The organism is Microbacterium sp. LMC-P-041, assembly GCF_030209555.1.
GTDB lineage: Bacteria > Actinomycetota > Actinomycetes > Actinomycetales > Microbacteriaceae > Microbacterium.
Genome location: NZ_JARVRV010000004.1, coordinates 276,593 through 291,318 on the forward strand (window position 1 = coordinate 276,593; position 14,726 = coordinate 291,318).

Consider the following 14,726-nt stretch of genomic DNA (forward strand, 5'->3'; position numbering starts at 1 on the left):
TGGTGCCGGGGTTGCAGCCCCGGCACCACTGTCCGTGAGACACCACCATCCCCGACTGAGGAGGCTCGCATGAGTCACGAACACGCCCCAGAGTACCCACGCCAGACGCCCTCCATGGAGAAGTCCCTCGGACGGGAGGGGCGCGAGCGCATCATCCGCCAGGCGCTCGAGCGCATCGACGGGGCGCCCGCGCCGACGGTCGACATGATGCAGGCGGCGATGGGGACGGAGTCACAGATCCGCCTCGTGCACGACGTCATCCGCGCCTACCTCGACGAGCACCGGTTCACCGACACGAAGGACTGGGCTCAGAGCCTTCGCGAACGATCGTCGCGCAGCGATCAGAAGGCGGAGGCGGTCTGAGATGCGAATCGACTCGATCACGCCTCTCTCCCTGTCTGCTTTCGCACAGCACGAGGCCGTCCAGCGCATCACACCCGCCGACCTGCTCGCCACTCCTCCTCGACTGACCGACTCGGGTCGTTTCGTCGGGCGGGTGGACTCGGGTGGTCTCGGCAGCCCGCGCTACTTCGTCGGGGAGTACCGCGACGGGGCGATGCCGAGCGCGCTCGTGCTCGAGTACGGCGCGTCGTCCGCCGGCGACGGGCGAGCGACCCGGGTGTGGAGCCTGGCCGACCGGCGGGGCACCACGCCCGACTACCGCCTCATCCACGACGACTCCTCCCGGGGGTATGTCACGGTGTGAGCGACCGGGCTCACAGCACCCTCGCAGGACTCGCCGCCTCCACGTGTTGGCGCTCAGGCCCCACTCGTGATGGTGTGAGCAGGTGAGATCGCCAGCTTCCCCCCACAGCGACGACCAGAACGACGTCACGTCAGGCTCCGAACCCGCGTCTCGACCGCGTCGTCGGCGCGGTCGAGTGATCGGCTGGATCAGCGTCGCCGTCGTGGCCGCCCTTGTCGCCGTGGGCGCCATCGCCTACGGGCAGCTGCAGGGCAACGTCACCACGGCGCCCATCCGCTCGGACGACGGTGAGAGCGAGCCTGAGCTCGCGACGGGCGATCTGAACATCCTCCTGCTCGGGTCCGATTCCCGGGCTCTCGAGTCCGAGGGCTTCGGCGAAGACGACGGCACCGAGCGCAGCGACGCGATGGTGATCGCTCACATCTCGAGTGACAACACCCGCATCGACGCCGTGCAGCTTCCGCGCGACACCGTCGGCGACCTGCCGGCGTGCGACGACAACGGGCGCGGGTCGTATGGCGGCGGCTGGGGGATGCTGAACTCGGCACTGCAGTACGGACCGGCCTGCTCCGTCGCGGCGGTCGAGCAGCTGACCGGTCTCGCGATAGACCACTTCGTGCAGATGGACTTCGAGGGGTTCATCGGCATGGTCGACGCGATGGGCGGCATCGACGTGTGCCTGCCGGAGCCGCTGCAGGACGGGCACGCACGCCTCGACCTGCCCGCCGGCCCCCAGTCGATCAACGGCGACCAGGCACTCGCACTCGCTCGCACGCGCCATGCGCTCGCCCAGGAGAGCGACATCGCCCGCCTCGGGCACCAGCAGATGGTGCTCTCGGCGATCGTGCAGAAGGCCACCAAGTCCGCCGTGCTCGTGCGCCCCGACCGGCTCTACGCGTTCCTCGATGCCGTGACGTCGTCGATGACCGTCGACCCCGGTCTCGGAGCCCTGACCGATCTCGCCGGCCTCGCCGCGCGGGTCGCGAATGTTCCGCTCAGCAGCGTCACATTCCTCACCATGCCGACGACCGAGGCCCCGGAGGACCCCAATCGCGTCGTGCCGACCGCGGACGCCGACGTCATCTTCCGGGCGCTGATCGACGACGTGCCGATCGTGCTCACCACCGACGAGGTGCAGCCCGAGGCGCCGGTGCGCACCGCGCCCGTGCAGATCCTCAACGGTGCCGGTGTCAGCGGTCTGGCGTCCCGCGTCTCCGATGACGCGACGGGCTACGGATACACCGTCGCCGGCATCGCCAATGCCGACCCGGTCGACCTCACGACCATCACGGCCGCAGACACCCCTGACGCCCAGCAGACGGCGCAGGCGCTCGCCGCAGAGCTCGGCATCCAGGTCGTCGTCCAGGTCGGAGACGTCGACGGCGTGCAGCTGCTGCTCGGCGCCGACTACGAAGCGCTCACCTCGCAGCCCCGCGCCACCCCGGTGCCACCGCGGCCGGTGGATGCGGTGAACCGCAGCGCCGACACCGACCTCTGCGCCGCCTGAGGCGCACCCATCACGCCTCCGTGGCGTGCGCGGTGTACGACGACTTTCCATATTGGCAAGTGGGCCGGGTCACCGAACAGGACCGGCAAACTGGAGAGGACTTCCTTCCTCTTCGTCAGGAGACGCAATGCCGGAACAGCCTCGCCGAACCCCCAGCCAAGCCGTGCTCAGTGTGCAGCAGGTCGAGCAGGTCAGCCCCGACCTCGTGCGCATCACGGCCGGAGGCGACGGGTACGAGGCCTTCACCGACAACGTCTACACCGACAAGTACGTCAAGATCCTGTTCGCCGATCCTCGCCACGGGCTCACCCCTCCCTACGATCTCGCTCAGCTGCGGGAGCACAGCCCCGAGATGCTGCCCACTCCGCGCACATACACGGTGCGAGCAGCGGATGCCGAGCGCCAGCGTCTCGTCATCGACTTCGTCGTGCATGGCGATGAGGGTGTCGCCGGGCCGTGGGCTCGACGTGCACAGGTCGGGGACACGCTGGTCGTCAGCGGCGCGGGCGGCGGCTACCTGCCCGAGCCCGGAGCGCCGTGGCATCTGCTCATCGGCGACCACACCGCGCTCCCGGCGATCTCGTCGGCCCTCGAGGCGATGGACTCGGATGCCGTCGGGCACGTCATCCTCACCGTCGCCGACCCCGGCGACCGCATCCTTCCCGATGCTCCATCCGGAGTGGCGGTGCGATGGACCGAGTCCGATGACGAGCTGCTGGCCGTCCTCGCGGAGCTGGCCTGGTCGGACGGGCACCCCGGTGTGTTCGCGCACGGGGAGCGCGGAACCATCAAGGCTGTTCGGGCCCTGCTGAAGCAGCGCGAGGTGCCGAGAGAGTCGTTGTCGATCTCCGCCTACTGGGCGAGAGGCCGCGCGGAAGACCAGTTCCAGGCCGAGAAGCGGGAGCCCATCGGTCAGATCGAGTAGGCGCCGAAGCGCGATCAGAAGCCCTCGGGATCCCGCGGCGTGTAGGCACCCTCCAGCTCGGCGAGCTCGGCGGCCTCGAGTCGGATGCTGACGGCTGCGACGGCATCGTCGATGTGAGCGGCTTTGGTCGCGCCGACGATCGGGGCGGTCACCGCCGACTGCTGGGCGACCCACGCGAGGGCGATCTGAGCCCGGGAGACGCCGCGTCCCTCGGCGACGCGAGCCACCGCATCCACGATCGCCCGATTCGACTCCTCTTCGCGGCGGTAGAGCGTCGCGCCGAAGGCATCGGTCGCCGTGCGCGTGGTCGCCTCATCCCACTCCCGCGTGAGCCTGCCGCGCGCCAGCGGCGACCATGGCAGCACGCCGACGCCCGAGTCGAGGCAGAACGGGTGCATCTCCCGCTCCTCCTCGCGCTGCAGCAGGTTGTACTGATCCTGCATCGAGACGAAGCGCGTCCAGCCGTTCTGCGCAGCGACACCCTGGGCCTTGGCGAACTGCCACGCCCACATCGATGATGCGCCGATGTAGCGAGCCTTGCCCGAGCGGACGACGTCGTGCAGCGCCTCCATGGTCTCTTCGATCGGCGTCTCGGGGTCCCACCGGTGGATCTGGTAAAGATCGACATACTCGGTGCCGAGGCGCGTCAAGCTCGCGTCGATGCCCGACAGGATGTGCCCGCGGCTGAGTCCGGCCTGATTCGCGCCCGGGCCCATGCGCCCGTGCACCTTCGTCGCGAGCACGATCTCGTCGCGGCGCGCGAAGTCCTTGAGTGCACGGCCGACGAATTCCTCGCTCGTGCCGTCGGAGTACACGTCGGCGGTGTCGAACGTCGTGATTCCTGCCTCGAGAGCCTGCGCGATCAGCGGGCGGCTCGCCTGCTCATCGAGCGACCATCCGTGTGCGCCGCGGTCCGGTGCGCCGAAGCTCATGCATCCGAGCACCACCTTCGAGATCTTCACTCCGGAACGGCCGAGCCTGACGCTGTCTGCTGTGTCGAGCATCCGAGATCTCCCTCGAGTCGTGGTCTGCGATCGATGCTCTCACGGTCACGCGCGGTGCGGGGTCGTCGGTCACAGGAAGACGCGGAGGTAGTCGCCGATCTTCTCGCCGCTGTCTTCGGGGACGACCTCGACGCTGAGTCGGGCGCGCACGCCGGCGGTCTCGACCTCGATCGGCATCGCCCCGCATCCCATGACCGGCCCGTTCTCAACGCCGTCGATCACCAGGCAGACCCTTCCGAGCCCGCTCTCATCACTCGCCTCGACGGCGTAGAAAGTGTGCCCTTCGGAGTCCTCGCCGAGCAGGCGCGCCGTGTCGGGGACCACCGTCGCGATCTGGTCGGACGTGACCGACTCAGGCAGGCGGGCGGATTCGCCGCTGGCGAGAAGGTCGACCGTCGGAGCGTTGACGCAGCCGGCCAGAAGCGCGACCGCCCCGAGCGCGAGAGCCGCGCTCACCAGTGGACGGAGGCGCGAGCGTTCATGACCACACCATAGGGGCGACCGGGTGTCGACACAATCGAGCAGCCCGCCGAAGCGGCTCGGCCTGTGACGTCACCCGTCGGGATCGGGGCGGGAATGATCCTCGCCCTCCGCCGGGCTGTCAACCGCCCTGCGCTCGCCGCGGATCGGACGCATCATGAGAGCTCGGACACCAACCCTGGAGGGCATCATGTCGAACATCGACGCTTTCGCGAACAGCTTCCCGCCGGACATGCCCGGCATCCCCCGAGTCGACGACTTCTCGGACGGCACCTTCCCCACCGATACCGACCAGCCCGAGACCCAGGGCGACGACCCGGTCGACGCCGAGCTGGGCGACGACGGACAGGGTGACCTGGCTCCGGAGGACGAGGGTCTGCAGCACAGCGGCGACGCGCCGACCGACCTGCGGGACGGCACCGAGTGAGCGGCCGCGGCGAGGAGTCCGGTCAGGATCTCGGCGGTGCAGAACCCTCCGAGGAAGGGATCGCCGCGCTGATCGAAGACCGCAACGCGGACGACCCCGACCAGGTCGGAGAGACTCCCGCCGGAAACGCTGGCGCCGACTCGGGCGGTTCCGGTGCGGTGCGCGTCGACCCGTCGTCGGAGTCATCCGTGCAGGACGAGTCCATCCACAACGACGAACCGGGTATCGGAACGCGACGCTCGGGCGACTGACCGTCGCCCTCTGTGCGACGACCGCAGTGAAGGAGATCTCTCTCGACGAAGGGTGAGCCGTCGGCATCCGTCCTTCGTGCTGCGAGATCTCCTTCCCTGCGTGTGCGCGCAGTCATAGGATGCTGCGGGTGAGCGACCCACTGGATGACGGCCCCTTCTTCCACGGCACCAAGGCAGACCTGCGACCGGGCGACCTGCTGACCGCCGGATATCCGTCGAACTACCGGCCCGAGATCGTGATGAACCACATCTACTTCACCGCCGTGGCCGACGGTGCGGGACTCGCCGCCGAGCTCGCGCCGGGTGATCGCGAGCCGCGGGTCTACGAGGTCGAGCCGACCGGGGACTTCGAGAACGACCCGAATGTGACCGACAAGAAGTTCCCCGGCAATCCGACCCGTTCCTATCGCAGCGCGGAGCCGCTGAGGGTCGTCCGCGAGGTGCTCGACTGGACCCGCCTCTCGGCCGAGGCGCTCGCCGCATGGCGCGAACGGCTCGCGGCGCTCCGCGCAGACGACCGCGCGGAGATCATCAACTGAGCGCCGGCGCGGGGCGTCTCAGTGTCGGACCAACCGCCGGGCGAGCGATCCGAGGACGCGGTCGATGATGACGAAGACGAAGCCGACCGCGACGAGAGCGACCGTGAGGGCGATGATCCACTGAGCGACGCCCGCGACCCCGAGCACATCGACATCCATGAACGGGTAGGGATACGCCTGTCCTGGTGTGAACTCGCCGCCGAGCGCACCGTAGACGAAAGCCCAGGTCAGATACACGTAGGGGAGCAGTGTCCACAGCAGAGGATCGATCCACCGGAACGATCCCTTCGGCACGAAGACCAGCCAGTCGACGATCACCAGCACGGGCGTGATGATGTGGATCAGGTTGTCGGTGAGTGAGAAGATCTCGGCGTCGCCGTCGGCGAACCTCGAGGGAACGAGCACGATCAGGTAGATCAGCATGGTCACGGTGATCGCGAACATCACCGCTCCACTGCCGCGTGCGCTGGGCGTCGATGTGCCGAACCGTCCGCGCTGACGCAGATCGCCGACCGTGCGGACGAGAAGGAGCAGCACCCACGCGAGACACAGGAGGTTGCTGACCATCGTGTAGAACAGCAGGGTCGTCCACGCCGGCTGACCGGTCAGGATGTCGGAGTGCCGGATGACACCGGTGAGGATGATGGCGAGCGCCACGACCCGGTAGACGAGTGCGGCCGGTCGGAAGTTCACCGCGGCGCGGGAGAACAACGGGGTGCGACGGGGCACGGACTCCGGGAGGGCAGAAGCCGTGGACAGGGAGGCGACGGCTTTGGACATCCTTCGAGGCTACGCGTCTTGAGGCGGCGTCAACGCCGATTCAGCGGCGAACCGGGTCGGAGCCGGTGTCGAGGAAGCGCTCGAGGTCGCGCAGAGTCGGTGCCGCCTCCCAGTCGCCGGGAACGAGGCAGGCCATGGCGCCGCAGGCATTCGCCCGGAGCAGGACCGCATCGACCGCCTGGCCGTCGAGCAGGGCGCTCAGATACCCGGCCACGAACGCATCGCCCGCACCGACCGTGTCGACCGGCTCGATCGTGAACCCCGGCGAGTCGACCACCGATCCGGCGGTGAGGACCGAGGCGCCGTCAGGTCCCTGCTTGAGCACGGTCGTCGCGCATCCGGCCTCCCGCAGGCGTTCCGCGGCATCCGCTGCCGAGGTGCCGGGATGCAGGATGGCGAACTCCTCGTCGCCGCCGAAGACGATGTCGGCACGTTCCGCGAGTTCGCGCAGCACGGACCCGGCGACATCGGGCGACGCCAGGGCCGACCGGTAGTTGATGTCGAAGCTCACGATCGTTTCGGCTGCCCGAGCACGATCGATGGCTGAGTGGACGGCGGACCGGGCCGTCTCGGACAGCAGCGGAGTGATCCCGGTGATGTGCAGCAGCGACGCGTCCTCGACCCACCCGTCGGGCAGGTCCTCCGGTCGCAGCCGTGATCCGGCTGACGCCGCACGGTAATAGTGCACCGCGGTGGATGCCGCAGACGGGCGCTCCTTCACCATGAGGCCGGTCGCGGCATCCGGGTCGACGATCGCGCGCACGTCGACGCCGTCACCGCGGATCTCTCGGACGATGCGCTCGCCGAGAGAGTCGTCGCCGACGCGGCCCAGCCACGAGGTCGCGACTCCGAGTCGCGCGAGTCCGATCGCGACGTTGCTCTCAGCACCGCCGATGCCGAACGCCAACGAGTTCGCGTGACGCAGCGAGCCGATCTCGGTCGTGCGCACGAGCGCCATCGTCTCTCCGAGCGTGACGACGGACGGCGACGAGGTGGTCACTCGGCGCTCCGCGCGCAGACGTCGACGAATGACGCGGCGCGCTCCCGCAGTGCATGCAGGTCACCGCCGGCGAACGCGTCGCCGAGCAGCGGCCCGCCGACGCTCACCGCCACCGCACCGGCACGCAGCCACGCCTCGGCCCCGGCAAGATCGACTCCCCCCGAGGGCACGGCGACGAGGTCGGGGAAGGGGCCGCGCAGATCCTTCAGGTATGCGGGTCCGACCTGCCCCGCGGGGAACACCTTCACCGCGGATGCTCCGGCAGACCACGAGGCGAACAGCTCGGTCGGCGTGAGTCCGCCCGGGACGATCGGCACACCGGCATCCGTCGCCTGTGTGACGAAGTCGCGCGAGGTGATCGGGGTCACGATGTAGGCCGCCCCCACCTCGATCGCCCGTGCCAGGTCCACGGCGTTCGTGACGGTGCCGATGCCGAGGTCGATCGCGTCGCCGAACCGCGCGAGCAGGTGCGGGAAGTGCTCGAACGTGCCCGGTGTGGTCAGCGTCAGCTCGACGCTGCGGATGCCGGCATCGACGAGCACGTCGAGCACGGCGTCGTAGTCCGCCGCCCGCTTCGCGCGGGCGACGACGATCAGGCGCGAGTCGACCGTGCGCGGGGGCAGGGCGACCCGTCGCACCTCACCAGTCATGGACGGTCCCGTCGAGCAGACGGTTCACCGGCAGGTACGCCTTGGTGTACTCGTGGCCCGCCGCGGCATCCTCGTCGAGGTCCACACCGAGACCGGGCTGGTCGCCGGGGTGCAGGAAGCCCTTGTCGAACGTGAACGAGGTCTCGAACACCTCGAGCGTCTGCTCGTTGTGCGGCATGTACTCCTGGATGCCGAAGTTGTGGATCGCCAGGTCGAGATGCAGCGCCGCGGCCATGCCGACCGGCGAGATGTCGGTCGGCCCGTGGATGCCGGACTTGATGCCGTAGATCGCGGCGAAGTCGAGCAGCTTCTTCATGGCCGTGATGCCACCGGTGTGGGTCACCGCCGAGCGCACGTAGTCGATCAGGCGCTCGGTGATGAGGGTCTGATAGTCGAAGACCGAGTTGAAGACCTCGCCGATCGCGAGCGGCGTGGTCGAGTGCTGACGCACGAGCCGCAGGGCGGTCTGATCTTCGCCGGGGGTGCAGTCCTCGAGCCAGAACAGGTCGTAGGGCTCGATGTCCTTCGCGAAGCGCGCGGCCTCGATCGGCGACATGCGGTGGTGTCCGTCGTGCAGGATGCGGAGGTCGGTGCCGAAGTCCTCCCGGATCTGCGAGAAGATCCCCGGCATGTGGTTGAGGTAGTTGCGGGTGTCCCAGGTCTCTTCGCTGGGGCGGTCGCCCGAGCGCTTGGCGGGCTCGTAGTCGTAGCGCACGCCGGGGCCTGCGGCAGAGACGCCGTAGATCTGCCCGAGGCCGGGAACACCGGTCTGCACGCGGACGGCGGTGAAGCCGAGCTCCTCGTATCCGGTGATCGCGTTCTTCAGGGCGGCGTAGTCGGTGCCCGAGGCGTGCGCGTAGACGCGGACGCCCTCGCGGCTGGCGCCGCCGAGAAGCTGGTACAACGGCATCCCGGCCTTCTTCGCCTTGATGTCCCACAGCGCCATGTCGACCGCGGCGATGGCCGCCATGGTGACGGGTCCGCGACGCCAGTACGGGCCGCGGTAGAGGTACTGCCAGGTGTCTTCGATCCTGTCCTCATCGCGACCGATCAGCATCGAGGCGACGTGGTCGGACAGGTACGAGGCGACGGCGAGCTCGCGGCCGTTCAGAGTGGCGTCGCCCAGGCCGACGATGCCGTCGGAGGTCGTGATCTTGAGCGTGACGAAGTTGCGTCCGGGGCTGGTGATGTTGACGTCGACGATCTCGATGGTCATGTCGTTCTCTCCTGGAGGTGCGGAATGAGGTGTGGGGTGCGGGCGTTCGGGCGCCCGCACCCCTGGTCGTGAAGAGCGGTCCGATCAGATCGCGTCGCGCGGGTCCGTGAGGTCGCGGCCGGCGACCTCCGGCATCCAGATCGAGGCGATGAGCGCGCACAGCGTGAAGATGAACAGCATGATGATGATCGGGATGAACGAGCCGGTGACGGCCGACACCCACGCGGCGGCGATGACGGGGCCCGCACCGGTCGCGACGATGGCGGCGATCTCGCGTGCCATGGCCGTGAACGTGTAGCGGTTGCGGGATCCGAAGAGCTCGGGGAGCGTGAGGTTCTCGAGCGACGCGAAGCTCATCACCGCGAGGTTGTGCAGCACCACGTAGCCGACGAACACCTGCACGGTGTCCTTGCTGCTGATCATGAGCATGGTCGGGACGATGATGATGAGCGCGATGATCGCCCACACCATGTACATGCGCTTGCGGCCGAAGCGGTCGCCGAGCCAGCCCGACAGGGGCACCGTGATGAAGGCGACGAGCGACGAGACGATCACGGCGTTGACGCCGATCGAGCGGTCGAGCAGCAGCACGACGGTGATGTAGCTGATCAGGTAGGTCTGGATCATGCCCGAGTTGCCGGCCTGGCCGAAGCGCAGCAGGAGCGCGATCGAGAACGCCTTCCAGGGCTTGCGGTTCATCGCCTCGAGCGTGCGGATGTCGTTGGTCTCGGTGGCGAGCTTCACGACCTCTTCACGCGAGAGCGCCTTGCCGTCGACGACGTCGTCGCGCTCTTCGAAGACCGGGGTCTCCTTGAGGTTGAAGCGCACCCAGATCGCGAAGAGCATGATGACGGCGCTGGCGATGAACGGGATGCGCCACGCCCAGGCGATGACCTCGTCTTCGCTGTACGCGACGAGCAGGATCGCCCAGATGCCCGAGGCGAGCAGGGTTCCGCAGTTCGTGCCCAGTGCGACGAGCGAGGCGATGATGCCTCGGCGCTTGGCGGGGGCGTACTCGGCGAGCATGACGCCCGCACCCGAGATCTCGGCTCCGGCTCCGAAGCCCTGCGCGATGCGGAGCAGCACGAGGAGGATCGGGGCGAGGACGCCCACCTGCGAGTAGGTCGGAAGGAATCCGATGAGGGTGGTCGCGAGACCCATCAGGAGGATCGTGTAGAAGAGGACCTTCGTGCGACCGGTCTTGTCGCCGAGGCGGGCGAAGAAGAATGCGCCGACCGGGCGGGCGACGTAGCCGACGCCGTAGGTGGCCATCGCGGCGACCACGGCCACGGCGGGGTTCTCGGACGAGAAGAACAGGTCGGCGAAGACGAGGGCGGCTGCCAGCGAGTAGAGCTGGTAGTCCATGAACTCGAGGGCCGTGCCGAGCCATCCGGAGATGGCGGCGCGAACGAGGTCGCGCACCGACCTCTTCGCGGCAGGATCGGCGACCGTGGCGGTCGTCTGCGGTTCGGACATGGGAGGTACTCCTTCGGACCAGGATCGGGTGGGGTGCGCGGGGAGCGCGGAGGGTGTTGCTAGAGGGCCAGCAGGACCTTCGCCGAGGCGGACGAGTCGCGAGCGAGTTCGAAGGCCTGGACGGCGTCGGATGCCGGGAGGACGTGCGAGATGACGGAGTCGAGGGCGTCGGACTCGGCCAGCAGCGCGACCGCGTCGTCGATCTCGGTCGAGAAGCGGAAGGCGCCGCGGATGGTGAGCTCCTTGGCGAGCATCGGCGCGAGGTTCACTCCGATGTCGGCGTTCGGCAGCATCCCGACCTGCACGATGGTGCCGACGCGGCGGGCCGCGCGCACCGCCTGGGTGAGGGCCACTCCGACGCCGGAGCATTCGAACACGATGTCGTAGGACTCGTTCTCGATGGTGTCGCGACCGACGAGCGATACCTCGGTCGCGCCGAGGGACGTCGCGCGGTCGAGAGGCTCTTCACGCACGTCGCTCGCGCCGACCACCGCGGCGCCCGCGTGGAGTGCCGCAGCGACGACGAGGAGTCCGATGGGTCCCGCGCCGATCACCAGCACCCGCTTGCCGGTGATGTCTCCGGCGAGGCTCACGGCGTGGATCGCCACGGCCAGCGGCTCGGCGAGGGCTGCGCGCTCGAGCGGAAGGGATGCGGGGAGCACGCGCAGCATGTGGTCTTCGACGATCAGCAGCTCGGATGCCCCGCCCTGGCGGTGGGGGTTCGCGGCGGCGCTGCCGAAGTAGTCGCCGCCGGGACGCAGATGCGGGTGGCCTTCGAGCCCGGGGACCTCGGCGCCGTAGCGCGCGGGGTGCACGGTGACGGGGGTGCCGGGTTCCAGGCGGCCGGACGGGTCGAGGTCGACGACACCCGACAGCTCATGGCCGGGGGTGAGCGGCTCGCGGATCGTGTACTCGCCGTTCGCTCCGTGGAAGTAGTAGTGCAGGTCGGAGCCGCAGATGCCGACGAAGTTCACGCGGAGGCGGACCTCGCCGTCGCCGGGCGTCGGGACCTCGCGGTCCTCCCAGCGGATGTCTTCCTTGCCGTGGATGGCGAGAGCCTTCATGGCTGCAACTCCTCTGCGCGGGTGAGTGATGGTGTGGTGGTCTGGGATGCCGAGACGGCGTCGGTGATCGCGGCGTCGACGCCGCGTCGCTGGATCGTGTCGACGAGCTCGCCGACGCGCGCGATGAACGCATCCTGTGATCCGAGTCCATCACCGAACAGGTGCAGTTCGCCGATCACGCGCTGTGCCAGCTCACGACCCGTGCGGGCGCTCGCCGCATAGCCGGCGAGACGCTCTCGGGCGCCGTCGGTCATCGCGGCGGCGTGCAGGCCCGGGTCGAATCCGGGAAGCGGGGCGATGCACGACAGGTATCCGGCGACCGTGAGGGCGATCAGGTGGGGCATCTCGCCGAGCCGCAGCGCCCGCAGGGCGGGCTCCGGGATGCGCTGGCGCAGCTTCACGGAGCCGTCCGTACCGACCTGGCTGGTGCGGTGACCCAGGGCGCTGTTGGCCCAGCGCTCGAACAGCTCGCTCTCGTAGGCGCGAATGTCGACGCCGGACGGAACCTCGATCGAGGGCTCGTACTCGTCGCGCAGCACGGCGCGCGCCGCGCTCTCGATGCCGTCGAGCCCGATGGCCTCGGGGATCGTCCCCACTCCGCTGAGCGCGCCGAGGTAGGCGATCAGCGAGTGCGTGCCGTTGAGCAGTCGCACCTTCATCTGCTCGTAGCGTCCGACCTCGTCGGTGAACACGGCACCGCCGGCCTCCCAGGCGGGGCGTCCGCCGGCGAAGCGGTCTTCGATCGCCCACATCGTGAACGGCTCGGCAGGCACCGGGATGTCGTCGCGGGCGCCGAGCAGGGTGTCGACGCGGGTGCGCAGCTCGGAGGTGGTCGCGGGCACGATGCGATCGACCATGCTCGAGGGGAACGACACGGCGCGGTCGAGGAAGGCGAGGGTGTCGGCGCCTTCGGATCCGGGCAGCTCGTGCAGGAACTCCCGGACGAGCTTCTCGGTGTGGGCGCCGTTGGCCGAGAGGTTGTCGCAGCTGAGGATCGAGATCGGCGCTCCACCGGCTGCGGCACGGGCCTGCAGGCCACGGGCGAGCTGGCCGATGGTCGAGCGGGCGGCGCCGCCCCGGAGGTCGGAGCGCACGGTGTCGTCGTCGAGGTCGAGATGCTGCGTGGCGGGGGAGTAGCTGTAGCCGTTCTCGGTGACGGTGAGGGTCACGATGCGGATGCCGGGGTCGGCGATCTGTGCGACGACGCGCTCGGGCTGCTCCGCGCCGACGAAGGCGTCGGCGTGCACACCGGGGATGGTGAGTGACGTGGTGCCCGGGGCGATGGTCGCGACCGTGTAGAGCATGTCCTGAGCGTGCATCGCGTCGACGATGGTGCGCGAACGCGAGGCGACACCGACGATGCCCCAGTCGCCGCCCGCGGACTGCAGCGCGGCTGCCGTGTAGACGGCCTGGTGTGCCCGGTGGAAGCTGCCGAGGCCGAGGTGCAGGATGCCCGGGGCCGTCGGGGCGACCAGCGGGGATGCGGTGGCAGAGGTCGTGCGGCGCAGGGCCGGTGCTGGGATGCTCACGCGGTGGCTCCTTCGCTCGGGGCCGCGCACCGCTGAGGGTGATCGGCGTTGATCGTCATGCAAATCAGTGTGCAGTGTTTGTACAAACTTGTCAAGCAGTTTTACATCGAGGTGGAGGATCGTAGGATTGCCTGCGAGGGCGGGAGAACGACATGGCAGCGACGCTGACGGATGTGGCACGACGCGCAGGCGTGTCCATCGCGACCGCATCGCGTGCTTTCGGGGAGCCCGATCGTCTCGCCCCGAACACCCTCGGCCGCGTGCTCGAAGCGGCGGGGGAGCTCGGTTACGCGGCGTCGCAGTCGACCACCGCCACGCGCACCTTCGGGGTCGTCGTGCCCGACGTCGCGAACCCCGTCTACGCCACTCTGCTCAAGGCGATCCAGGGGCAGGCATGGCACGGACGCCACCGCATCGTGCTCTTCGACGCCGACGAGGACCTGCGCCGCGAACGCGAGCAGATCGAGCAGGCCCGAAAGCTCGACGGCATGCTGCTGTGCTCACCCCGTCTGCCCGACGCCGACGTGCTCGACCTCGTCGGAGACACCCCCTACGTCGTGGTCAACCGGCAGATCGACGGCGCACCGTGCGTGCTCATGGACACCGAGCACGGACCTGCGCAGGCGATCGAGCACCTCGCCGCCCTCGGGCACACGCACATCGCCTACGCCGCCGGTCCGCGCGGATCATGGGCCGATGTGCGCCGCGCCGACACCGTCGCGCGAGCGTGCGAGCGCCACGGCATCCGTCTCACCGGGCTCAGCCACCATGCCGCGTCCATTCAGGGCGGACGGGCCGCAGCCGCACCGGCGGCGGCGAGCGGCGCCACGGCCGTCATCGCCTACAACGACCTCGTCGCCCTGGGACTCGAGGCCGGATTGCTCGAGCTGGGCAAGCGGTGCCCCGCCGACATCAGCATCGTCGGCATCGATGACATCGACCTCGCGGGTGCGGTCACCCCGGCGCTCACGACGGTGCGGATGCCGATCGAACGCAGTGGCGCGCTCGCCGTCGACCTGCTTCTGCAGGCGATGAACGGCACCGCGATCGACGACGTCGTGACCCTCGGGTCGCAGCTGATCGTGCGCGCGTCGACCGCTCCGCCGCTTGACGACTCCCGCTGAGTCGCCCACCGTCGCACCGTGTCCGACAGGTGGGTACCGCGGAGTGCG

Annotated in this window: 17 protein-coding genes; 8 read left to right on the forward strand and 9 right to left on the reverse strand. The window is 69.1% G+C overall.

Going from position 1 to position 14,726, the window contains the following annotated elements:
- Nucleotides 1-69 precede the first annotated feature (69 nt).
- From QRN21_RS07765 to QRN21_RS07780, 4 genes are all read left to right on the forward strand, one after another.
- Nucleotides 70-363, forward strand: a complete 294-nt coding sequence (locus QRN21_RS07765; RefSeq protein WP_053098275.1) for a hypothetical protein — start codon at nucleotides 70-72, stop codon at nucleotides 361-363.
- 1 nt (nucleotide 364) lies between these two features.
- On the forward strand, nucleotides 365-706 hold the full coding sequence (locus QRN21_RS07770) for a hypothetical protein (protein ID WP_053098276.1): 342 nt from the start codon (nucleotides 365-367) through the stop codon (nucleotides 704-706).
- An 82-nt stretch (nucleotides 707-788) separates the two neighbouring features.
- Complete coding sequence (locus QRN21_RS07775) at nucleotides 789-2,213, forward strand: LCP family protein (RefSeq protein ID WP_162253841.1); 1,425 nt, start codon at nucleotides 789-791, stop codon at nucleotides 2,211-2,213.
- Nucleotides 2,214-2,340: 127 nt separating this feature from the next.
- Nucleotides 2,341-3,138, forward strand: a complete 798-nt coding sequence (locus QRN21_RS07780; RefSeq protein WP_285363571.1) for a siderophore-interacting protein — start codon at nucleotides 2,341-2,343, stop codon at nucleotides 3,136-3,138.
- Between the two features lie 14 nt (nucleotides 3,139-3,152).
- Here the strand turns inward: QRN21_RS07780 and QRN21_RS07785 are convergent, their stop codons facing one another.
- Nucleotides 3,153-4,142: an aldo/keto reductase gene (locus tag QRN21_RS07785; protein ID WP_285363572.1), complete on the reverse strand. Its 990-nt coding sequence runs from the start codon at nucleotides 4,140-4,142 to the stop codon at nucleotides 3,153-3,155.
- Nucleotides 4,143-4,211: 69 nt separating this feature from the next.
- A complete protein-coding gene (locus QRN21_RS07790) occupies nucleotides 4,212-4,598 on the reverse strand; it encodes a hypothetical protein (RefSeq protein ID WP_285363573.1) in 387 nt (128 codons plus the stop codon).
- A gap of 214 nt (nucleotides 4,599-4,812) precedes the next feature.
- Between QRN21_RS07790 and QRN21_RS07795 the strand changes: the two genes are divergently transcribed.
- From QRN21_RS07795 to arr, 3 genes are all read left to right on the forward strand, one after another.
- Complete coding sequence (locus QRN21_RS07795) at nucleotides 4,813-5,049, forward strand: hypothetical protein (protein ID WP_053098280.1); 237 nt, start codon at nucleotides 4,813-4,815, stop codon at nucleotides 5,047-5,049.
- Nucleotides 5,046-5,300 carry a hypothetical protein gene (locus QRN21_RS07800; RefSeq protein WP_053098281.1) on the forward strand — a complete coding sequence of 85 codons (255 nt, stop codon included), beginning with the start codon at nucleotides 5,046-5,048 and terminating at the stop codon, nucleotides 5,298-5,300. The genes QRN21_RS07795 and QRN21_RS07800 overlap by 4 nt, the downstream gene beginning before the upstream one ends.
- A 119-nt stretch (nucleotides 5,301-5,419) precedes the next feature.
- Nucleotides 5,420-5,839 carry an NAD(+)--rifampin ADP-ribosyltransferase gene (arr, locus tag QRN21_RS07805; protein ID WP_502883096.1) on the forward strand — a complete coding sequence of 140 codons (420 nt, stop codon included), beginning with the start codon at nucleotides 5,420-5,422 and terminating at the stop codon, nucleotides 5,837-5,839.
- A gap of 18 nt (nucleotides 5,840-5,857) precedes the next feature.
- Here arr and QRN21_RS07810 read toward each other — a convergent pair whose 3' ends face one another.
- The 7 genes from QRN21_RS07810 to QRN21_RS07840 form a co-directional block, all read right to left on the reverse strand.
- Nucleotides 5,858-6,619 (reverse strand): Pr6Pr family membrane protein, encoded by a 762-nt coding sequence (locus QRN21_RS07810; protein WP_230101131.1) that lies wholly within the window; start codon nucleotides 6,617-6,619, stop codon nucleotides 5,858-5,860.
- Between the two features lie 40 nt (nucleotides 6,620-6,659).
- On the reverse strand, nucleotides 6,660-7,619 hold the full coding sequence (locus QRN21_RS07815) for a sugar kinase (RefSeq protein WP_285363576.1): 960 nt from the start codon (nucleotides 7,617-7,619) through the stop codon (nucleotides 6,660-6,662).
- The gene (locus QRN21_RS07820; RefSeq protein ID WP_285363577.1) at nucleotides 7,616-8,269 is read right to left on the reverse strand and encodes a bifunctional 4-hydroxy-2-oxoglutarate aldolase/2-dehydro-3-deoxy-phosphogluconate aldolase; all 654 of its coding nucleotides are present in this window, start codon (nucleotides 8,267-8,269) and stop codon (nucleotides 7,616-7,618) included. The genes QRN21_RS07815 and QRN21_RS07820 overlap by 4 nt, the downstream gene beginning before the upstream one ends.
- A complete protein-coding gene (gene manD, locus QRN21_RS07825) occupies nucleotides 8,259-9,485 on the reverse strand; it encodes a D-mannonate dehydratase ManD (protein ID WP_285363578.1) in 1,227 nt (408 codons plus the stop codon). Before manD ends, QRN21_RS07820 begins: the two co-directional genes overlap by 11 nt.
- A gap of 84 nt (nucleotides 9,486-9,569) precedes the next feature.
- Nucleotides 9,570-10,961, reverse strand: coding sequence for an MFS transporter (locus QRN21_RS07830; RefSeq protein WP_053098285.1), 1,392 nt, complete (start codon nucleotides 10,959-10,961; stop codon nucleotides 9,570-9,572).
- A 59-nt stretch (nucleotides 10,962-11,020) separates the two neighbouring features.
- On the reverse strand, nucleotides 11,021-12,025 hold the full coding sequence (locus QRN21_RS07835) for an L-idonate 5-dehydrogenase (protein WP_053098286.1): 1,005 nt from the start codon (nucleotides 12,023-12,025) through the stop codon (nucleotides 11,021-11,023).
- Nucleotides 12,022-13,554 (reverse strand): mannitol dehydrogenase family protein, encoded by a 1,533-nt coding sequence (locus QRN21_RS07840; protein WP_285363580.1) that lies wholly within the window; start codon nucleotides 13,552-13,554, stop codon nucleotides 12,022-12,024. Before QRN21_RS07840 ends, QRN21_RS07835 begins: the two co-directional genes overlap by 4 nt.
- Before the next feature lie 152 nt (nucleotides 13,555-13,706).
- Here QRN21_RS07840 and QRN21_RS07845 point away from each other — a divergent pair, with 152 nt between their 5' ends.
- A complete protein-coding gene (locus tag QRN21_RS07845; RefSeq protein WP_285363581.1) occupies nucleotides 13,707-14,678 on the forward strand; it encodes a LacI family DNA-binding transcriptional regulator in 972 nt (323 codons plus the stop codon).
- Nucleotides 14,679-14,726 lie beyond the last annotated feature (48 nt).